This window comes from Rectinema subterraneum, from assembly GCA_009768935.1.
In the GTDB taxonomy this organism is placed as follows: Bacteria; Spirochaetota; Spirochaetia; order Treponematales; family Rectinemataceae; genus Rectinema; species Rectinema subterraneum.
Genome location: WESA01000026.1, coordinates 1 through 19248, shown reverse-complemented (window position 1 = coordinate 19248; position 19248 = coordinate 1). Strand labels below are relative to the sequence as shown.

The 19248-nt window shown below is 52.9% G+C and carries 18 protein-coding genes; 7 read left to right on the top strand and 11 right to left on the bottom strand.

Going from position 1 to position 19248, the window contains the following annotated elements:
- Positions 1 to 54: 54 nt before the first annotated feature.
- Positions 55 to 1008 carry an AEC family transporter gene (locus tag GAP13_RS07770; protein WP_158907757.1) on the bottom strand — a complete coding sequence of 318 codons (954 nt, stop codon included), beginning with the start codon at positions 1006 to 1008 and terminating at the stop codon, positions 55 to 57.
- 50 nt (positions 1009 to 1058) lie between these two features.
- Positions 1059 to 1826, bottom strand: coding sequence for a nitroreductase family protein (locus GAP13_RS07765; protein ID WP_158907756.1), 768 nt, complete (start codon positions 1824 to 1826; stop codon positions 1059 to 1061).
- Between the two features lie 48 nt (positions 1827 to 1874).
- Here GAP13_RS07765 and GAP13_RS07760 point away from each other — a divergent pair, with 48 nt between their 5' ends.
- Together GAP13_RS07760 and GAP13_RS07755 are read left to right on the top strand one after the other, a co-directional pair.
- Positions 1875 to 2054: a hypothetical protein gene (locus GAP13_RS07760; RefSeq protein WP_158907755.1), complete on the top strand. Its 180-nt coding sequence runs from the start codon at positions 1875 to 1877 to the stop codon at positions 2052 to 2054.
- Between the two features lie 60 nt (positions 2055 to 2114).
- On the top strand, positions 2115 to 2966 hold the full coding sequence (locus GAP13_RS07755) for a tetratricopeptide repeat protein (protein WP_158907754.1): 852 nt from the start codon (positions 2115 to 2117) through the stop codon (positions 2964 to 2966).
- 73 nt (positions 2967 to 3039) lie between these two features.
- Here the strand turns inward: GAP13_RS07755 and GAP13_RS07750 are convergent, their stop codons facing one another.
- The 3 genes from GAP13_RS07750 to GAP13_RS07740 all read right to left on the bottom strand — a co-directional run bounded on the left by GAP13_RS07750 (position 3040) and on the right by GAP13_RS07740 (position 4228).
- Positions 3040 to 3369 carry a metal-sulfur cluster assembly factor gene (locus tag GAP13_RS07750; protein WP_158907753.1) on the bottom strand — a complete coding sequence of 110 codons (330 nt, stop codon included), beginning with the start codon at positions 3367 to 3369 and terminating at the stop codon, positions 3040 to 3042.
- Positions 3370 to 3455: 86 nt separating this feature from the next.
- A complete protein-coding gene (locus tag GAP13_RS07745) occupies positions 3456 to 3803 on the bottom strand; it encodes a DUF5320 domain-containing protein (RefSeq protein WP_158907752.1) in 348 nt (115 codons plus the stop codon).
- Between the two features lie 32 nt (positions 3804 to 3835).
- Positions 3836 to 4228, bottom strand: a complete 393-nt coding sequence (locus GAP13_RS07740) for a PadR family transcriptional regulator (RefSeq protein ID WP_158907751.1) — start codon at positions 4226 to 4228, stop codon at positions 3836 to 3838.
- Positions 4229 to 4519: 291 nt separating this feature from the next.
- Between GAP13_RS07740 and GAP13_RS07735 the strand changes: the two genes are divergently transcribed.
- The 5 genes from GAP13_RS07735 to trpA are packed head-to-tail and all read left to right on the top strand — an operon-like array spanning position 4520 to position 11192.
- Positions 4520 to 5956 carry an anthranilate synthase component I family protein gene (locus tag GAP13_RS07735; protein ID WP_158907750.1) on the top strand — a complete coding sequence of 479 codons (1437 nt, stop codon included), beginning with the start codon at positions 4520 to 4522 and terminating at the stop codon, positions 5954 to 5956.
- 15 nt (positions 5957 to 5971) lie between these two features.
- Positions 5972 to 7597 (top strand): bifunctional anthranilate synthase component II/anthranilate phosphoribosyltransferase, encoded by a 1626-nt coding sequence (locus tag GAP13_RS07730; protein WP_158907749.1) that lies wholly within the window; start codon positions 5972 to 5974, stop codon positions 7595 to 7597.
- On the top strand, positions 7590 to 9107 hold the full coding sequence (gene trpF, locus GAP13_RS07725) for a phosphoribosylanthranilate isomerase (RefSeq protein ID WP_158907748.1): 1518 nt from the start codon (positions 7590 to 7592) through the stop codon (positions 9105 to 9107). Before GAP13_RS07730 ends, trpF begins: the two co-directional genes overlap by 8 nt.
- Positions 9091 to 10371 carry a tryptophan synthase subunit beta gene (trpB, locus tag GAP13_RS07720; protein ID WP_241864318.1) on the top strand — a complete coding sequence of 427 codons (1281 nt, stop codon included), beginning with the start codon at positions 9091 to 9093 and terminating at the stop codon, positions 10369 to 10371. Before trpF ends, trpB begins: the two co-directional genes overlap by 17 nt.
- On the top strand, positions 10368 to 11192 hold the full coding sequence (trpA, locus tag GAP13_RS07715) for a tryptophan synthase subunit alpha (protein WP_158907747.1): 825 nt from the start codon (positions 10368 to 10370) through the stop codon (positions 11190 to 11192). Before trpB ends, trpA begins: the two co-directional genes overlap by 4 nt.
- Before the next feature lie 21 nt (positions 11193 to 11213).
- On the opposite strand, the gene GAP13_RS07710 is transcribed toward trpA, so the two are convergent.
- The 6 genes from GAP13_RS07710 to uppP form a co-directional block, all read right to left on the bottom strand.
- A complete protein-coding gene (locus GAP13_RS07710; protein ID WP_158907746.1) occupies positions 11214 to 12701 on the bottom strand; it encodes a radical SAM/SPASM domain-containing protein in 1488 nt (495 codons plus the stop codon).
- 19 nt (positions 12702 to 12720) lie between these two features.
- On the bottom strand, positions 12721 to 13329 hold the full coding sequence (locus tag GAP13_RS07705; RefSeq protein ID WP_158907745.1) for a TetR/AcrR family transcriptional regulator: 609 nt from the start codon (positions 13327 to 13329) through the stop codon (positions 12721 to 12723).
- On the bottom strand, positions 13329 to 15593 hold the full coding sequence (locus GAP13_RS07700; protein WP_158907744.1) for an efflux RND transporter permease subunit: 2265 nt from the start codon (positions 15591 to 15593) through the stop codon (positions 13329 to 13331). The genes GAP13_RS07705 and GAP13_RS07700 overlap by 1 nt, the downstream gene beginning before the upstream one ends.
- 28 nt (positions 15594 to 15621) lie before the next feature.
- Positions 15622 to 17022: a hypothetical protein gene (locus GAP13_RS07695; protein WP_158907743.1), complete on the bottom strand. Its 1401-nt coding sequence runs from the start codon at positions 17020 to 17022 to the stop codon at positions 15622 to 15624.
- A gap of 20 nt (positions 17023 to 17042) precedes the next feature.
- Positions 17043 to 17897, bottom strand: coding sequence for an outer membrane lipoprotein-sorting protein (locus GAP13_RS07690; protein ID WP_158907742.1), 855 nt, complete (start codon positions 17895 to 17897; stop codon positions 17043 to 17045).
- A 294-nt stretch (positions 17898 to 18191) separates the two neighbouring features.
- Positions 18192 to 19049, bottom strand: a complete 858-nt coding sequence (uppP, locus tag GAP13_RS07685) for an undecaprenyl-diphosphatase UppP (protein ID WP_158907741.1) — start codon at positions 19047 to 19049, stop codon at positions 18192 to 18194.
- Between the last annotated feature and the right edge of the window lie 199 nt (positions 19050 to 19248).

The following is a 19248-nucleotide window of genomic DNA, read 5'->3' as shown; positions in this document are numbered from 1 at the left end:
GCATAAATATAGATTAAAAGTGCATAAAATGTAGTGCTTCCAACCTTGTGCCGGCTAAAACAGCACGCCTACCAGCGTCATATAGATCGGAATGCTCAGCATGCTGAGCACAGTCGTGAGCGATGTCCCTATTGCGGTATACTCAGCATCCGCGCCATACGCTTCCGCGAGAATAGGATTCTGCGTCATGGCAGGCATGGCGGCCTGCATCAAAAATACTTGCTTCATGAGAAGCGGAAAATCGAGGCCACGAACAAGAAAGAACATGAGGGCTGGCGTTACGAGGAAGCGCCCCGCAAGAATCACAAGAAAATCCCTCTCGAATCTGAGCGCTTTCCATTCAACCCGCGCAATCACGATACCAATGAAGAGCATGGATAGGGGAGTGGTCATGCTGCCAAGGTAGCGGCACGTATCCATAATCGACTTTGGCAGCCTGATTCCGAGCATAATCATAATCACTGCTGCGAAAAAGCCTAAAAGAGGAGGCGAGAGAATGCGCCTCAGCCCCGAAAGCGAAACCAGCGAAGGTCTGGGGCCGTTCTTGCGGATCGATCCATCGACTGCAATGCCATACACGCCAATTGTCCAGAACGTCGTTGTATTCGCGATATAGTAGAGGAGGGCATAGGGAAGGCTTGCATCGCCAAACAGAAGAACGTTAACCGGCAGCCCGATGAATACCGAGTTCGACAGCGCAAACATCGATTGAAAGGCTCCCCGCCTGTCTTTCTGCACACGAATAAGCCGCGCAAGCCCCATTGCAGCAACATAACTCACAATCATGACAAGAAAAGGCACAGGCAGGCCCGGCAGCATGTCCAGCAGTTTTGCCCGGTCATAGCCGCCCATTAGGTTCGAAATCATGTAGGCTGGGAGGGCGACATTCACCACGAGCCGCGAAATAAGCGCGCTCGAGCTGCCTTCGAACCAGCGCCGCTTTGCCAGAAAAAACCCGAGGCCGATCATTAGAATGACAGAAAATACACTTTGCAAGGCGCTCAGCATAGCTCGATAGTATCGCAGAATTTCGAAAGACGTACAGGGGAATCGAGCTACTATTCCCAATCCTTCAGCATCGCTGCCACGCTGCGCCGCATTTCCTGGCTGAAGTCAGCTGCAAATTTGCGATCGTAAAGCGCTTGGGCCGCATTCTCGGCATCGCCATGCAGGGCGAACTTGCCGTAGCCCTTGCCCTGGTACATTGAAGCGAGTTCCTCTGGAGCCGCTGGGCGGTAGCGATTTTTCATGACAATCAGCTGCTCAGGAAGACGCGGCGGCTGGAGCCTGTCCTTCTGCTGTTGTGTAGGATATCCGATGCACAGCATGGTGATGGGGAAGGTATACTTCGGCAGCGCCAGCAGCTCGCGGTGGATCTCCCAGTTTTCCATGATGTCGCCGATGTAGCAGGAACCGAGGCCGAGACTCTCAGCCGCAATCGCTGCAGTCTGAGCTGCAATCAGCGCGTCGCAGCAAGCAAGCAGAAGGTCGGATTCGCGCGGCTTGATTGCGGGCCTGCCAGTGCGCGCGCACCACTCGGGTACCCCGTGGTGCTCAAAATAAGCCATCATCCGGCTGTAATCCGCAAGGAAAACCAGCACCAACGGCGCTTTCGCAATGAACTGCTGGTGGTCGCAGGTCTCGGCGAGCTTCTCCTTGAGCGCTTGCTCCTCGATTTCCAGAACAGAATACAACATAAGATCGCCCGCAGTGGGCGCGCGCATCGTCGCAGCGAGAACCTGTGCTCTCACCCTTGGCTGAATTGGCCTGTCCTCATATGCCCGGACCGATTTTCTCTTCAGAAAAAGGGTATCGAAGTCTGTCATGGTTTGGTTATACAATCTATGGACTGATTAAAAAAGACGCCTATCTTAATGAAAGGAGCACTGATCGCGTTCGGTTTGGGAACACTCCCGACAGGTTCGCTGTATGTCGAAATACAATTCATGGGGCTTGCGTTCGCGGCGTGGAGGTTCGTGCTGACCCTGGGCGCGCTTACTATTACGGGCCTTATCATGCAACGAATAATTAGTACGAAAAAGAAAAAGGCATGACTTCATTTTTTGCATTTTCATGCCTGCGCGCTTATAATTTAGTGATACAAGGGAGGCCTCATGAAAAGGCTTTTTGTTTTCTTGTTGGTATTTTTTATAGCTTTTGCTTTCGCTTCGGCACAGACATCTGCATCTGATATCGCTTCGCTGCGTGCCGCAGCTGAAAATGGCGATCCAAAAGCGCAGAACAGTCTCGGCATAAAATATTTCAACGGTGATGGAGTCGCACAAGACCTCGCAGAGGCAGCGCGATGGTTTGAAAAAGCAGCGGACCAAGGCAATGCCACTGCTCAAAACAACCTCGGTTTCCTATATGAAGAAGGCAAAGGTGTTCCGAAGGATTACGCGGCAGCGCTGGGATGGTATCAAAAGGCCGCTGACCAGGGCTATACGGCTGCACAATGCAATGTAGCGTGGCTCTACGAAAACGGCTTAGGCGTAGCAAAAGATTACGAAAAGGCTTTTCATTGGTATGAAGAATCTGCCGCGCAGGGTTATGCGTATGGCCAGTACAGTGTTGGATGGTTCTACGACAAGGGGCTTGGTGTACAGCAAGATTTTGGCGAGGCTGTTAAATGGTACACCCTTGCAGCGGAACAAGGCCTGCCGGATGCCCAGTACATGCTCGCATTAAAGTACGAGAATGGCGAGGGCGTAGATGCTGATTACAACGAGGCACTCTACTGGTACAACGAATCAGCATACGGCGAGAATACTGATGCTATGCTGGCGCTCGGCTTCTATTATGAATTCGGGTTTGCCGTCGATGATGATCCGGTCCGCGCGCTCGCCTGGTACATGATTGCGAATGATTATGGCAGTGAAGAAGCTGCAGGGTATGTGACCGACCTCTCAAAAGAGTTGACCGAGGAACAGATAGCAAAGGCTCGATTGATAGCGGATGATTTCTAAGAGAGGCCGGGCTGGCATATCTTATGCGTCTGCGCGGCCCACGCACTTAATCCAGCGGGCTTTGCAATATACATCAATTCAAGAGCTCTTCGAGCTCTTTTGCAGCCACAAACCCTTCGATATGGATTTCCTGGCGAGTGACACCCTTGACGGAAGCGATCGCTTTCTTGATTTCCATAGCCAGATTGACGCCATACGGGCAGGCAAATGAGGTCGGTCTGAAGGTATAGGAAACCGAGCCGTCTTCGCCGACAAAAAGGTTTTCGACCAGCTGCAGCGACATGATGTCAGATTGCAACTCGGGGTCGATGACCGTGGAAAGCTGTTCGATGATTTTCCGGGCGAGCTGAGTGCTGGGTGGTATATTGCTTGCGGAGGTATCTGATTTTTCAGAAGTACTCATATAGTATATTCTCCTGAGAAGAATATACTAAAAATAAAGCGGGCTGCGCAGCATTGGGCCGCACAGCCCGCTCCTCCTGGGGGATATCAAGCTTTAGGCGCTTCGCTTTCGCTTTTCTTGAGCGCATCGAGCTCTGCCTTCACAGCTTCGAGCCTCAGCTCGAGCGCTTTCTGCGCATACTCAAGAGCGCTTTTTTGGGCTTCTATTGTAGGAACGGCGGGAACTGCATAAGGAACTGCTCCATACGCGGCTGCTCTCCATCCAAATCCTGCGCCGAAACCCATACCTCTGCCAAACCCACGGCCATAGCCCATGCCATAACCTGGACCAAAACCTGCGCCGGCACCAAAGCCAGCGCCAGCGCCGCAATACCCGAACCCACGGCCGGTCATCGGACCGCGCCCCATGGGACCTGTACCATCACGATACGGCATATGTGTACCTCCAAAAAATCTATAGGTCATCCCTACGGATGCCTGTTCGTCACTTCATCATAGACCGATTCCAGCGCTTCGATTTCGAGCTTCCTCTGGTGCAAATTCTGCATCCAAGCAGAAAGCACCGCTTCGCCCTGCGGGGTAATTTCATACATTCGCCTCTGAGGTCCAAGGCTGTTCTCATCCCATGCAGTTTCAACAAGCCCTTGCATTTCCAGGCCGCGCAGAGCCCTGTATATGATGCTGATATCGATCCGCGCAGGGTCGAACCCGAACTGCTTCAGATCTTGTGCTAAGCTGTACCCATAGCTCTTGCCTTTATGCAGCAAAACGAGGAGGCATGCTTGAAGGAACATGGGACCTGCCGGGCCTCGCCCCATCCCTCTTCCTGCACCGAATCTTCCATGTGGTCCACCTGGCATCTCTTTGCTCCTGGCATCGATCTAAAGAGAATATAATTGTCTATAGACAAAATGTCAATAGTTATTGCACTAATATTTTCCAAAGCGCTAGACATAGAATACATGCCCCCATAGACAACTTCTTTCAGCAATCCATTTGCGACAAGCGCTTCGACGGTACTGCTTTGACGCTATCTATAGTGAAAAACTTTCTCTTGCCCCAGCATGTTTCTATTGACAGAATCAACAACATTGTGTACATTCGCTTGCAAGCAATGTATCTATGTATAGAAACATTCTGGGGAGTACCAAATGAACGGACGGAGAGGGGACGAGATCGTATTTTCGATGCCGGGAGAACGCTTTACGCCGTTTACACTGGCAAAGAAGCTGGGTTCGAAGGCCATTTTGGAATCGGCGTCGTTCAAGCAGGGGCGCGAACGCTATTCGCTACTTCTCGTCGACGAGGCTTTCCGCGTGCGCCAGGAAAGAGATGGTGTGTCTTTTGTGGTCAACGGCATCTCTCGTCCATGGACACCCAAATCAGAATTAGCAGAGCGACGCAAAGGAAAGTATGACATACTTGACGCTCTTTCTTATATAGCTTCCCAGAATGCAGGGGTAGCGCCTCACTTGCCTGTTCCCGCGAGTGGAATAGGTTTTCTCGGCTACGATTTCGCGGCGCGCTGCGACACGGTTAAGATTACAGCCAAACCCGACGCAATAGGCGTGCCGGAGGCTGAGTTCATTGTTGGCCACCTGTACCTGGTATTTGACCATTTCACCGATACGATTCATGGTATCGCTCTTAACTATACGGAGCACGAGGTCGATCTTGACGCCCGAATCAGGGATTTAAAGAAGCGACTTTCAGATTTAGATTTCAGCCACTTGGCACCTCCAGAGGAAGCTGTTTCTTTTAACGTTATTTCCGACGAGGAAGCTGACAAGAGAGTCTATATGGATGGAGTTGAGAAAATCCGTGAGCGTATCATCGCGGGCGACATCGTGCAGGCTGTTCTTTCTCGCCGACTAGTCGTGGAATCGAGTTTGGACGCGCTAGAAGGTTATCGACGAATTCGATCGGCTAGCCCATCACCGTATCTGTTCTATATCGATTTCGGAACCTATGCACTTGTTGGTGCTTCCCCTGAAAGCCTGGTCCGCCTGCGCAATGGTGTCGCCTCTATTCGTCCTATTGCGGGTACCCGGCGAAGGGGTTCCACGCCTGATAAGGACATTGAACTAGAGAAAGAACTGCTTGCTGATCCCAAGGAACGGGCCGAGCATCTTATGCTGGTTGATTTGGCGCGAAACGACCTGGGCCGCGCCTGTACACCCGGTTCTGTGCGCATGACGCGTAATTTCGAGCCAGAGCGTTTTTCGCATGTCATCCATATCGTTTCGGAGGTGGAGGGTATCCCTGCTAAAGACCACACGAATTTGGATGTTCTGCGATCAGCGTTTCCCGCTGGGACTGTTAGTGGTGCGCCAAAAATCAAGGCGATGGAAATTATCTCCGACCTTGAGCCTATGGACAGGAGTTTTTATGCAGGAGCAGTTGGCTACCTGGACGCAGCGGGTGGGTTTGATACGTGCATCACCATACGGTCAGCTCTGGTGAAGGATGGACGTTGGTACCTTCAGTCTGGTGCAGGCATTGTGTATGGCTCCAAGCCCGAACGTGAATGGGAAGAGACGAATGAGAAGCTCGCCGCTCTGCGTGCAGCCCTCAGCGGCGGAAAGTAAACGAGAGGCAAAAAAATGACGATTTTAATCGATAATTACGATTCATTTACGTATAATTTGTATCAATTACTGGCTCGGCTTTCAAATGAACCGGTAATTGTCATCCGCAACGACGAAATCAATATAGAAGGCATAGAGGCATTAAAGCCTAAGCGCTTGGTAATCTCTCCTGGTCCGGGACGACCCGAGAATGCGGGCATTAGCGTCGCAGCGATACAACATTTTGCTGGCAAGATACCGATACTGGGCGTGTGCCTCGGTCATCAAGCCATCTGTTATGCGTTCGGCGGCAATATTATCCAAGCCAAGCATATTAAACATGGAATCGCCGAGGAGATTTCGCTGGACGGGAGGGGACTTTTTCGTACAATAGGCAACAAATCAGTATTTACCCGTTACCACAGCCTTGTGATTGATGAGGCTACATTGCCTTCTTGTCTGGAAATCACTGCGCGCTCTGCAGATGGCGACATCATGGGCGTGCGGCATACATTCTTCAATATCGAAGGCGTACAGTTCCACCCGGAATCGATAGCCTCCGAGGCAGGCGAACTTCTTTTGAAGGCTTTTCTGACCTACCGGCGTGAACCTTTCGCGTTTAAATTTACCTTAGAAAAGCTTCTGACAAGGCAGGACCTAGACCGCGAAACAGCTGAATCCTTTATGGAAGAGCTTACTGATGGTGCGCTTGATACTCCAAAGACTGCTGCGCTGCTGACAGCCTTTGCCGCCAAAGGCCCGGCAGCAGTCGAGATTGCCGGGTGCGCAGCGGTTCTTCGCCGCAAGAAGACGCCGTTCACCACGAAGGTTCCGGTTACTGATACGTGCGGTACCGGCGGCGATGAAATGGGAACATTCAATATCAGCTCGATGGCAGCCCTGGCCGCGGCAGCTTGCGGGCTTCCTGTTGCCAAACACGGAAATCGCGCAGTTTCAAGCAAGTCGGGAAGCGCCGATTTTTATGAGGCCCTCGGTGTTCCGGTCAACATTCCTGTGGCCGCTGCACAGACTCTTTTGGAAAAGACGAATTTCGTTTTTCTATTCGCCCCTTTTTACCATGGGGCAATGAAGCACGCTGCGCCAGCCCGCAAAGCATTGGGGATCAAGACAATCATGAATCTCGTCGGCCCGCTCTCAAACCCGGCCGATGCTTCGTACCAGATCATCGGTGTGTACGACAAGGCGCTCCTGAGGCCTGTTGCCGAAGCAGCACGGCTCCTTGGGGTTAAGCGTGTTATGACCATGCGCAGCCGCGACGGCATGGACGAGATATCCCCTTGCGCGCTGACCGACATCGTGGAGATTTCCGAAGACGGTATAGTGAAGGAATACGTATTCGATCCAAAGGCCGAGGGTTTTGGAACCTATGACCACAACGAACTCAAGGGCGGAGACGCAAACGACAATGCCAAACTTGCGCTAGAACTAGCGGACGGGAAGGGCTATCCAGCCTTGGAAGCGGCTACCGCCATCAACGCCGGCGCTGCGCTCTACATCTCTGGCCGTACAAAGAGCATAGTGGAAGGCGCCAAGCAGGCCGCTGCGGCACTCGCTTCAGGCGCCGTTGCAGCTAAAATCGAGGAGCTGAAAATGGCCGCAAGAATTTTTGCCGCCGCTGATGGTGGAGCGTACCATGGCTGACATTCTTGAGAAGATAGTAGCCGACAGACGCCGAGACTTGGCAAAGTTTGGACCGAGTTTCGGATCGAGGATTCCAACGCGGCGTCTTAGGCCACTCGTTCCATTTCTTGCAGAACCGGCTGCGATATTGGAAATCAAACGCGCATCTCCCTCCAGGGGCGATATCGTTCAAAACCTGGACCCTAGAAAACTTGTTGCTGCGTACGCTGCAGCAGGCGCGAGGAACATTTCCGTTCTTACCGAACGAAACTACTTCAAAGGATCGTTGGAAGATTTAGTCGATGTTGCCATCGCGCGTCCGGAACTTGCGTATCTTCGCAAAGATTTTCTATTGCAAGAAGAAGAAATCGAGCTGTCATATCGCGCTGGGGCAGATGCTGTGCTCCTGATAGCCCGAATTCTTGACGTCGATCTATTGCGCCGCATGGCCGCCCTCTGCCGTTCCTTCGGAATGACGCCTTTCGTGGAAGTGCGCGAGTACGAGGACTATGCAAAGCTCACAGCAGCCGCCTCCGATGGAGTGGTGCTGTCCGGCGCAAATGCGCGCGATTTAGCTACTTTTGCTATCGATCCGCTTATTCCTGCCGCGGCTCGATCCCGTCTTCCCGGCAGAGCCGTGTATGAGTCCGGCATTGATTCTGCTGGGGCCGCTGCTTACGCGCGCCGCCTCGGTTTCGATGGAATCCTGGTCGGGGAGGCTGCCATTAAAGACCCTGGGGGAATTTCCGCCATTATAAATGGTTTTCAGAGTGCGAAAGAAGACGCTTCGGGTATTTTCTGGCGACGGATCGCCGAGCGTAGGGAAACTAGAGTGAATAATCTGAAACGATCCCTTGTCAAGATTTGCGGTCTGGCTCGGACGGAAGATGCGCTCCTGGCCGCTGATCTTGGTGCTGATTTGCTCGGCTTTGTGTTTGCCGAAAGCCCACGCGCAGCTTCCAAACAAGTTGTGCGAGAGGTTTACCAATATTTGTACAAGCAGCAACGGGATTTATCCGACAAGGATGATCCAAAACCACTTCTGGTTGGCGTGATCACTGAGATTCATTCTACGAAAGCCGAAACAGCGCTGTCTCTCGCGCGGGAAGGGATTCTGGACGCGATTCAGTGGCATGGGGAAAGCACGCCTGCTGCGCTTGCAGCTCTGGATGTTGTACTTGAGGGCAAAGCGGGACGCTACGCCGCCGCTCGCATCGGAAACGCCGAGGATCTGGCAGTAATCGACCTTTTGCGGCGAAGCGGTGAACCGCGGATATTGGCGGATGCGCGCGCAGAGAATGTAGCTGGGGGCACGGGGATGGCGATAGCCGCGGAACTCGCAAAATTCATGGCCGATCGCGGTTTTCTCTGGCTTGCTGGCGGCTTGGGCGTTGGCACGGTCGGTCATGCCTTAAAATCGTACGCTCCAGAGCTGATCGACGCTTCAAGCAAGCTTGAAGTCGAAAAAGGAAAAAAAGACCACGGCCTTATGGCCGCTTTTTTCAAGGAGATCGATGAATATGCCAACTAGCGACAAAATAATGGCGCGCCGTTCGGACAAAGGTTACTTCGGACCTTATGGCGGGCGTTACGTGCCAGAAGTTCTCCGGAGCGCAATTGAAGAGATCGAAGAAGCTTTTTTCGAGGAAATTGCAGATCCTTCGTTCAATGCGGAGTTGGAGCGTATTCGTTCCGAGTTCATAGGTCGTCCTACGCCGCTGCTGTACGCTTCTAACGCTTCAAAGCTCCTGGGCGGCGCGGATCTTTATATCAAAATGGAAGGGCTCGCGCACACTGGCGCGCACAAAATCAACAACGCAGTGGGGCAGGCCCTATTGGCCAAGCGCATGGGCAAACGACGAATAATTGCAGAAACGGGCGCTGGCCAGCATGGTGTGGCGACAGCTGCAGCCTGTGCCAAACTCGGAATCGAATGTGTAGTGTACATGGGAGCGATCGATGTCGATCGCCAGCAACCGAATGTTGCGACAATGGAGTTGTTCGGTGCCAAAGTTGTGCCGGTTTATTCCGGTTCGAAGACGTTGAAGGATGCGATAAACGAGGCTTTTCGCGACTGGGCCGAGAGCTTCAGCAACACATTCTACCTGATAGGGTCCGCACTCGGACCATCTCCATACCCGGACATGGTCCGTGTTTTCCAGTCTGTTATCGGCCGTGAAACCAAGGCACAGCTAGCTGAACGTGGTGTAACACCTGAGGTTTTGGTGGCTTGTGTTGGCGGTGGATCGAACGCGATCGGCTTTTTTGAACCTTTCCTTGATGATGAAACTCCTCGGCTCGTCGGGGTGGAAGCTGGAGGCATCGGACAGGGGAAGGGTGAACACGCCTCCCGTATGACCGGCAACGGAGCTCGCACTGGTATCGTTCACGGGTACAAAAGCCGGTTTCTTCTGGACGACGATGGCCAGGTCGCAGAAACCCATTCGATTTCCGCCGGACTCGACTATCCGGGCATCGGTCCAGAGCTTGCATCGCTAGGCCGTTCCGGCCGTATCGAATTCCGCCGCGCGACCGACACCGAAGCCTTGGAGGCTTTGACTTTCCTGGCAAAGACAGAAGGGGTTGTCTTTGCACTGGAAAGTGCACATGCGGCTTCTGCCGCACTATCACTTGCGCGTTCACTTCAACCAGAGAAAGCTGTCGTCGTCAATATGTCTGGTCGCGGAGACAAGGATCTGTTCATCACCGCACCCCTTCTTCGGCCAAAAGAATGGAAAGACTTTCTTGAGAGAGAATTGGTCGCAATGAACGTCTCGCAAGGAGCAAAAAAATGAGCGTCGAACGCATACCTCTTATGGCTCACCTCGTAGCTGGCTACCCCGACGCCTCAGGATGCCGCGCTGCCGCACGAGGGCTCGTAGAAGGCGGTGCTACTTACTTGGAGGTTCAAATCCCCTTTAGCGATCCGAGCGCCGATGGCCCAACTATCCGTGACGCCTGCTCTTCAGCGCTCGAAAAAGGCAGCTCAGTAAAAGAATCATTGGCGCTCGTTGCAGATCTGCACGCTACCTATCCGGAGATACCTGTTTTCGTCATGACGTACGCAAGCTTGGTTTTCGCGCCCGGTATTGTGACTTTCGTAGATGCCGCAGCCAAGGCCGGCGCTGCTGGCCTCATTGTCCCCGACCTCCCTTTCGATGCCGACGAGGGTTTAGCTCAAGCTTGTGTCGCTGCATCAGAGAAAATCCCTGGGGCTATATGCTCGATACCAGTCGCGGCTCCCTCCATGAAGCCTATCCGGCTCGCCGCAATGATCGCTCTGGGAAGACCATACATATATGCAGCTTTGCGCGCGGGAATTACCGGGGCTGCTACCGAGATCAATGCTGATACTAAAATGTTTCTCAGCGCTGTCAACAAAGGCGGATCAAAAATTTTTGGCGGATTCGGCATTCGTTCGGGCGCGCAAGCCCGCGCTGTCGCACCTTACGTTCATGCTGTCGTAGCTGGCTCTGTATTCGTGGAGACGGTTTCTGCCGTGGTGCTTGCGCAGAGCCCCGAAAGCAAGACAGCTTCCGCCAGATCCCTGCAAATCCGGAATGAAGCAATCCGTCGCGCCGTGTATAAAAAAGCGAAAGAAATTATAGCAGGGTAAGGGCGTTGTAGACATTGTGCTTCAGTGCTTCAGATATTTCTTTTTCCACAATGGTCCGATGGTCTGCTCAAGCTCCTTGTCGTACTGAATCATCGCAGCGTGATACGTAGGATCGTGCAAAGCCTCAGCCGCGGCCTCATCCGTCGGCTCGGGATTGGTTTTCTCGAGAATTTTCAGCATATCGGCATAGTGATCGCGCATGGGGCAGGGGAGCACCCAGTTGCCCTCGTATTTTTCGTCGTTCATGGCATAGTCTTTCTGCCATTCCTGGAGTGACTCGAAATAGGGCGATACCAGCACTTCGCTCAGCTCTCCTCCGCGCGTGTAGATTTCGTTGACGTTGCCCGCGGCATAGGGGTTGAATACGCATGGCGTGACATGGCCGGCCCAATCGATATAGAGGTAGCCGCCTCCGCGCATCCTCCCCGCGGAAATGCATCCATTGCTCAGCGTCCCGCCGTTCCAGAAGTCAGCGATAAAATACCGGTCATTCTTGATGAGATCGAACATGCGATTATACATATCGAGTCGCTGCTCGGCGGTCACCACAAGATCCATGGAAGCGCGCCCGATTGGCATGAGCTGGAAAATCCAGAAATACAGTGCTCCCAACCTTGTGTAATATTCGACTAGCTCCTTGCTCGGGATGAGGTGCGCGTTCTCTTTTGTCGCGGTGAGTGAGACGCCGAAAGGCACGCCTTCGGCGCGTAGATTCTCCATGGCGCTCAGGACTTTTTTGTAGATGCCCTTGCCGCGCCGCGCATCGGTTTCGTTTTCGTAGCCTTCTACTGAAATCGCAGGGGTGATATTCCCGACTTCGGCGAGTTTGCGGGCCATTTCCTTGTCGATGGTCGTGCCGTTTGTGTACATGAGGAAATAGTTGTCCTGATGCGCACGCGCCAGATCCAGAATTGTCTTGCCCTCGCTTTCGTACAGGAGCGGCTCGCCGCCGGAAATGACTGTAAAGACCGAGCCCCAGACCTCGGTCTTTTCGCGGATTATTCTGTCGACTGTCTCGAATGAAAGCTTTTCGCGGCTCGCCGAATCGCTGTTTGCATAGCAGCCTGTGCAATGGAGATTGCAGAATTTGGTCGGACTTAGAACCAGAAAACGGGGCGGGCCGAATCCATACCGCCGCTTGAAGGCCTCTTCCCGCTCGGCCGTTTTGTCGATTGCGCTGAACATGGCAGGCAATACGGAGTTGACAAGCGAATGCCTGAATACAGGGCTTTTCTGTGCGCTGGCAAGCGCGGCGTCGATTGCCTTTATGAACGCGCGCGTTATGTAGAACTTGTCGAGCTGGACCTGCCTCGGATATTCCTTAAACGACAGGCTTGAGCGATAGGTTGACCATTCGAACACTTTTGCAATGGCTTTTCTCAGGGCTGGCGCATCGATGAGCTTGTCGATTGTCTGTGGCGACACATGGATAAGCTTGTTGAATGCGATGCTGTCGGTATGGCTGAGAGCGAGCGTGATTTTTTCAGGTGGTTTCACGATAGATTCCACGATACTGCCTCCTCTCTCATTAACTCGATTCTATATAATATATCGCTTTTTTGCCATCTTCAGTAAGAAACCCTTCAAAAAAGAGCGACATAAGATGCTCGAACAGATCATGGAAGGGCATTGAAAGCTCGAGCATTGTTTCAGGGGTCAAGATGTCATCGATGAGCGCGAAGCAGACGTGTATAATGAAGTTTTCCGGCAGTTTTCGGATATAGCCTTGAGCCTGGCCATCATGAATGAGCGTACGGATGGCATCGGCAATGCCGTTTTTCTTGTAAGTTTGCAGCTCGCGCCAGGTCCCAGGCTGGAAGCGCTTTACATCTTCGAGAAATATCGGTGCAAATTGCATGCTGTGGAGGCTCACAGCGTTTATGACATCTCTAAGGCGCGAGAAGACAGGTTGTGAGGTGTCGCTGAGAATGCAGCGCACGCGCTCCACAAGCTCGTCTCTCAATTGCATCATGATGTAGTGCAGAAGCTCTTCTTTGCTCGGAAAATTCACATAGAGCGTCTTCTTGCTTATGCCGCACGCCGAAGCAAGCTCATCCATCGTGACATTCCGCACGCCCCGATTGAAGAAAAGCTCTTTCGACTGATCGACAATACGCTCACGCACCTGATTTTCCATTATCCTACCCTAATTCGCTTGAAAAACCTTTCTGGCACAGCAGACAGCATCGCAGGCATGACCGCAAGGCCGCCAATGAGCGACAACAATATTGACATGAAACATAGTATTCCGAAATACATAATTGGCCTGAACTGGGAAAAAAATGGCGGAATCACCGCAAAAATAATCGCCATCGCATTTATGATAATTCCTCGCCCGGTCAGACTGAGCGTTCTGCTTGTCGCTTCTTCCAGACTCTTTCCGCTGGTGCGCTCACTGAACCAGCGCGCGGAGAAATGAATGAGGTAATCGATTCCCACCCCGAGCGTGATGGAGGCGACAAGGGCCGTTGCTGTGGAAAGTTCTATTTTTGCAAACCCCATAAATCCGAACACCACAAGCACAATCGCGATCATGATGCCAGCAGAGGCAAGCCCGGCGGGAATATTTCTAAAACCGAATGCCACAAAAGCAAAAATGAGCACAAAGGCAATCGCGAAGCTCTGCAGCATCGATATGATGACAAGGTGATTGAGCTGATTCGAAATGAGCGAGACGCCTGCAATCGCAACGCCCTGAGGTCCGACTATCTCATGAGCTTTGGCGCGCAGCATGTCCGCAGTCTTCTGAAGGGTTGCTGAATCGACCGCCTTGAGCTGAATGCTGAAGCAAAGGTTCTGGTAGTCTTCTGAAACAAGCTGTACAAGACGCTCTGGCGAGAGCGAGGTTTCGACAAGCAATAGCAGTTGAGCGGCAGCTTCGTCATTGTCCGGCACCGTGTCGAACGCCGGATCGTTATCGTGAAATACTCTATTGAGTGTCTGGATCGAGTCGACTATCGAAAACACACTTCCCACAGAGCCGAGCGATTCTGCGTAATCCTGGAACTGCCGCGCCTTTGCAAGCCCCTCCGCGGTTCGCGGATCGAGAGGCAGGGATACTTTTATAATCTGCGAGCCGGCCACTTTCTTGTTGATAAAGTCGATGCCCTGGCGCACGGGGTCTTTGGGGTTGAAATAATTCGCCAGTTCGGAATCGACGACAATGCGTGGGATAAAAATAATCCCTGCAATCGCAATAACAAGCGTGACCGCCAGAATCGCCAGGCGGCGCTTTGTGATACGTCTACCTGCTTTTTGTGCGATATTCGATATGAGCGCCTCGTTGGCATGATAGCGTCGGTGCTTTTTCGGAGGCGGAAGCACGCTCAGAAGAGCGGGAATGAAGAACATCGTCATCGCAAAAGCGTAGGTGATGCCGAACGCGATAAAGAGCCCCATTTCTGCGATGCGCGGAATCGGCGATGTCACAAAGGAAATAAAGGATGCGACCGTGGTGAGAAATGCAAGCCACACCGGCTTGCTGAGCGACTTGAAACTCGAATCGATAATCTCGACTTTATCGGTCATGCCATTAACAAAAACATCCTCATAAAATCTTGTTAAAAAATGAATTGCGTAATTGTTGCATATAGCGATGAGCATGACCGGGATAATCAGCGCGACAATCGTTAGCTTTGCATGCAAAAGGCCCATAAAACCGAACGTGATAATGAGCGAACATCCAATCGTGAAAAGCGGCAGAAATATGCCCCTCAGGCTTCTGAATCCGATAAGGAGCACAAGCAGCACCGCAACAAGGCCGAATGCGACGAGAACCACCACATCGTGCTTCATGTAGCTGACCATCTGGTAGTCGATAAATGAAGTTCCCGCCATCTGGAACGAAAAGCCCGGGTGCGTTTTCATGATTCCCTGGATGCCTTCGATAAGCCTGATTCGCGATACATTCGGCGCTGCCTGGATGATGTAAAGCAGAGTGTCGCCGTCAGCTGACAGTAATTTCCCACTCACTGTTTTAATGCCCGACAGCCGGGCCCTGAGGGCATCGGCAGAGGCCTGATCCTGAGGGAGTGCGTCGGGGTCGACATAAGGAATGAAACTGAGGCCATCCGTGGTGTTGACAGGCTCGACATAGGTAAATACCGAGACGACATCCGAGACATCGGGCAGGCTCTGCAGCTCTTTGCCAATTGCAGCGGCTTCTGAAAGCGCCTCGGGCGTGAAGAGATGCTCCGATTGGGCCGAAAAAGCGAGCGAATCGGCACCACCGAAGGTCTGGCTGACGCTTTTGTATTCTTCAACAGAAGAGACATTGGTCGGGGCGAGCGCCTGGATATCGCCGTCAAAGCGCAGGTTTGGAATGAATAGTGCCGCCACAAGCGTGAGCAGCACAAACGCTGCGATGATGAAGAACCTAAATTTATAGACAAATTTGGCCATGGGGAATCCTTTTATCAGAATGCGTGCGTCAGAACGATGCGGTCACCGCGACATACGCAAAATCGTTGTTCGCATATTGGCCGATTGTGCCGCTTGTGCCTTCGAAGAGGGTGGCGCCTGCGCTGAGCGAATAGCCGTCAGCCAGCTTTGCTTTCATCGACAAGCGTACGAGGTACTGTTTGGTTGTATCCACGCTGAGAAAGTCAGGCTCCATGACGACGAGGCGCACTGTGAAATCCTGTGACGGGCTGCGATATTCGGTGACCAGCGTCGCGCCGAGCCCGGTTTCCTTGATGGCCGAAGCGAGGCGGCTGTCGTAGTCGAGAATCCAGGAGAGGTTGCCTTCCAGGGCGCAGTAGAGGTCCCCGATGCTCCCAATGCTGAAGGTCCTGTCCATGCCAAAGGCCGACTTCAGAGTATTTTTCTCAAGCGCAACAGGCAAGCCCGAGTTTTCGGTCCCGATATAGTATTCCGGTAGATAGAGCGCCGACTCGAGCCACACGACCGAGGAATCCAGCACAGTCGCGGACATGTCCATGCCGACCGCGCCTTGGCGCTTGTAACTGGCGGTGATATCGACGTTTATCGGCATACCTACTGTCGTTGTCACGTCAAAGGCGGGCGTTTTTGTAAATCCGTACCAGCCCGAGAGCCCGACATCAACCGCCCCAAGTGCAAGGCTTGTACGCCCCGCGCCCTGCATGGTTTCGATATTGAGGGCAGGGTCGGCAGGCGTTGTGCTCACGCTGAATGTCGCGCCGGGGAAGCTGGGGAGCGAGGCAGGAATGACTGAGCCATTCTTGGCATCGAGTACGGCGAGCTGGGCAGGATACCACCTCGAGGTTGCTGCCGGAATCGTGCTTGGCCTGAAAAAGGGTAGAGCCACCGCCTCGAAACTGAAGGGCCCTTTGATATATTTAGCAGACGCAAGAGGCACAGGCAGAAGCCAGTCCGAGCGGTTTTCCGACACAAGCTGGCTCAGCGAATCGACCGGGTTGATAAAGCCTTCCGGATTCGCAACCAGGGCGGTGCCCCATGAGATGATCTTCGAGCCTGCGGTGAAGGAGAGACCTTCGGCCACATCCACGGTTGCATAGGTTTCTCCAAGTTTCATGGAGGCCGCGTAGCCTGTATCCGCAAGCGAGATGCTGCCTGTCAGCTCGCCTTTCATGGTGAGCGGTCCTGATGCATAGGAAGGCGCAAGCTTCAGGCTCACCGAAGGCTGAAAATAGTCGCCTGCCTTGAAACTGCCCGAATCAGTGAAGAACACGCCGCTGAAGGCTGAAATCTCTCCCGAAAGGCTGGCTTGCGCCCAAGCCGGGCCAGCTATCCCCACAGACAGCAAGGCAAGAACCATCACAACATGCCTACCGCGGGGCGCCCGAGCCCTGCGGGGCGCATGAATCCTTGATATTTTCAGTGTTTCCATGGTGCAGCTCCTTTTGTCTCTTATTTGCCGAGCCCGTCCTTCGAGAACATCGAAGGCGAGAGCCCTGTGTTGTATTTGACCACATCGAACTTGAGACTCGTCGAACTGCCAGTCGAAAGATTTTTCATCTCGAGCTCGAGCATGGTCCAGAATCCCGATATTTTGTCTGTTTTCTGGACGACCATCTGTTTATAGAGCGCGCCCGTCTTGTCGTAGAAATCGACTTTCAGCACGATGTAGCTTTCCTTGTCGACCAGAGAAATGATCTTGCTCGTGCTTTGGCTCGTGTCTTTTGAAACCGACTCGATTTTCCAGCATGCCCTCCCCTCGAGGATTTCCTCTCCCAGGAGATTGAAAGAATAATCGTCGAGCTTGCGGCTTCCGAAATCGTCGTAGGTGAGATCACTGCCCATAAATGGCTTGTTCTTGTCAGAGGCGGCAATGCGCGTCACTTTTTTCAGGCTTGGAAGATAGATGTACTGGCTTTTTTCTCCGTTGCCGCTTTCCAGGGTGAGAAAGCTTGTGCCCTTGACATCAGCAGGCTGGAGAAACTTGATTAGAATCGAAGAGGAGCCATCTTTCTGCTTGAGCTCGTACATCACGAACTCGCGGGTCTTGACCGAGCCTGTCTTCGAGGTAATTTTCATCAGCACATTCGCGGTCATGTCATTGCCGGTGGGCTTGTCATTCGCCTTTTTCATAATGTCATAGCCGCTCTGGCTCGTTGTCTGCGCGCCTGCTGTAATCATGAGCACAAGCCCGAACAATAGGACGAAAAGGGACTTTGCGGCAAAAATTGTCGTTGCACCACAATGAGCTGGCTTTCCTGGCGCCCGGCTTGCCCTGGCTCCTGCGATTTGAGCACAATTATTCATCGAAACCTCCCCTGCTGAACGATGCTTGTAAAAAAAACTGAGGAAACATTCATCTTCTAAAAAGTTTCCTGCGGGAATGAGAATAAATTGCAACAGCCGAGATGTCAAGCTATTGGGCTTTATCTAGCGAACTAAAATGTCTGTTATGTTGGACAAAATTGGCAAATTTATATTTTTGTCAATCATAATGGACAGGCTCGCCGACACTACGTGCGCGCCAAAGGAACATATTCCTGTCAGCCCCGCGCCCGCGCTGCTATTACCTGGCGTGCGCTCTGAGGGCATATATTCCTGTCAGCCTCGCGCCAGCGCCACAATCAGCACCAGAGCCGCCAGCGCGAACCGGTACCATACAAACACCGCCGTCGAATGTTTTCTGAGGTAAGCGAGCAGAAATTTTATGCACAGGAAACCACTTATCGCGGCCGCGACAAACCCGATCGGAAAAATGGCGAGCTCCGTCCCCGCTATCGCACCCGCTTTGACCTGCTTCAATAGATCATAGAGGCTCTTGAGCCCTGCCCCTGCAATGATCGGCGCGGACAGCAAGAACGAAAAACGCGCAGCCGCTTCACGTTCGAGTCCCACTGCGAGACCTGCAGTGATCGTAGAGCCTGACCTCGAAACGCCGGGAATCACGGCAAAAGCTTGCGCAAGGCCGATATACAGCGCATCGCGCGCCTTTATCTTCCCAAAAGCGCGCCGATGCGTCGCGAGCTTGTCCGCGAGCCACAAAAGGAGCGCCAGCAGCGCGATCGCTCCCGCCATGAAGAGCATCGAGCCCTTCGGAATCGGGTCTGAATGAAATGCCTGGCCGATTTTCGATTCCAGAAGAACGCCCGAAATGCCTCCCGGTATGCAGGCAAGCACAAGATACCATGCCATGCGGCGATCCGGGTCATCGCCGATTTTGAACTGGAATACACTCTTGAACCACGCTCCGACAAGCCGCGCCCAATCGGAAGCAAAAAACACAAGGACGGCGAGCAGTGTCCCCAAATGCAGCGCGACATCGAACGTCAGGCTCGTGAGCGTTGGATTATTCCATCCGAAGAGCCACGGAATGATAACCAGATGCGCCGAACTCGAGATGGGGATAAATTCGGCCAAGCCCTGCACAATTCCCAGAATGATAGATTGGAAAACCAGCATCTGCTGCCTCCTGTGGCTATTCCTAGCGCGCTTACTAATTTCTACCGTGTTTTAGCTCGGCAGGCAATATGTAGTGCTTCCAACCTTGTGCCAAGCGAACAGCGCGCACTACCAAGCCAGCACCTCCATGATTCCGCAGTAGCCTGACATTGCCCAACTCAATAAGTCTTTACATCAGGTGAAATAGCTGGTTTATTTC

What these genes read in the sequence shown, in the direction of transcription:
- GAP13_RS07770 (WP_158907757.1), bottom strand. Translation starts at nt 1,008, where the DNA reads ATGCTGAGCGCCTTGCAAAGTGTATTTTCTGTCATTCTAATGATCGGC.
- GAP13_RS07765 (WP_158907756.1), bottom strand. Translation starts at nt 1,826, where the DNA reads ATGACAGACTTCGATACCCTTTTTCTGAAGAGAAAATCGGTCCGGGCA.
- GAP13_RS07760 (WP_158907755.1), top strand. Translation starts at nt 1,875, where the DNA reads ATGAAAGGAGCACTGATCGCGTTCGGTTTGGGAACACTCCCGACAGGT.
- GAP13_RS07755 (WP_158907754.1), top strand. Translation starts at nt 2,115, where the DNA reads ATGAAAAGGCTTTTTGTTTTCTTGTTGGTATTTTTTATAGCTTTTGCT.
- GAP13_RS07750 (WP_158907753.1), bottom strand. Translation starts at nt 3,369, where the DNA reads ATGAGTACTTCTGAAAAATCAGATACCTCCGCAAGCAATATACCACCC.
- GAP13_RS07745 (WP_158907752.1), bottom strand. Translation starts at nt 3,803, where the DNA reads ATGCCGTATCGTGATGGTACAGGTCCCATGGGGCGCGGTCCGATGACC.
- GAP13_RS07740 (WP_158907751.1), bottom strand. Translation starts at nt 4,228, where the DNA reads ATGCCAGGTGGACCACATGGAAGATTCGGTGCAGGAAGAGGGATGGGG.
- GAP13_RS07735 (WP_158907750.1), top strand. Translation starts at nt 4,520, where the DNA reads ATGAACGGACGGAGAGGGGACGAGATCGTATTTTCGATGCCGGGAGAA.
- GAP13_RS07730 (WP_158907749.1), top strand. Translation starts at nt 5,972, where the DNA reads ATGACGATTTTAATCGATAATTACGATTCATTTACGTATAATTTGTAT.
- trpF (WP_158907748.1), top strand. Translation starts at nt 7,590, where the DNA reads ATGGCTGACATTCTTGAGAAGATAGTAGCCGACAGACGCCGAGACTTG.
- trpB (WP_241864318.1), top strand. Translation starts at nt 9,091, where the DNA reads ATGAATATGCCAACTAGCGACAAAATAATGGCGCGCCGTTCGGACAAA.
- trpA (WP_158907747.1), top strand. Translation starts at nt 10,368, where the DNA reads ATGAGCGTCGAACGCATACCTCTTATGGCTCACCTCGTAGCTGGCTAC.
- GAP13_RS07705 (WP_158907745.1), bottom strand. Translation starts at nt 13,329, where the DNA reads ATGGAAAATCAGGTGCGTGAGCGTATTGTCGATCAGTCGAAAGAGCTT.
- GAP13_RS07700 (WP_158907744.1), bottom strand. Translation starts at nt 15,593, where the DNA reads ATGGCCAAATTTGTCTATAAATTTAGGTTCTTCATCATCGCAGCGTTT.
- GAP13_RS07695 (WP_158907743.1), bottom strand. Translation starts at nt 17,022, where the DNA reads ATGGAAACACTGAAAATATCAAGGATTCATGCGCCCCGCAGGGCTCGG.
- GAP13_RS07690 (WP_158907742.1), bottom strand. Translation starts at nt 17,897, where the DNA reads ATGAATAATTGTGCTCAAATCGCAGGAGCCAGGGCAAGCCGGGCGCCA.
- uppP (WP_158907741.1), bottom strand. Translation starts at nt 19,049, where the DNA reads ATGCTGGTTTTCCAATCTATCATTCTGGGAATTGTGCAGGGCTTGGCC.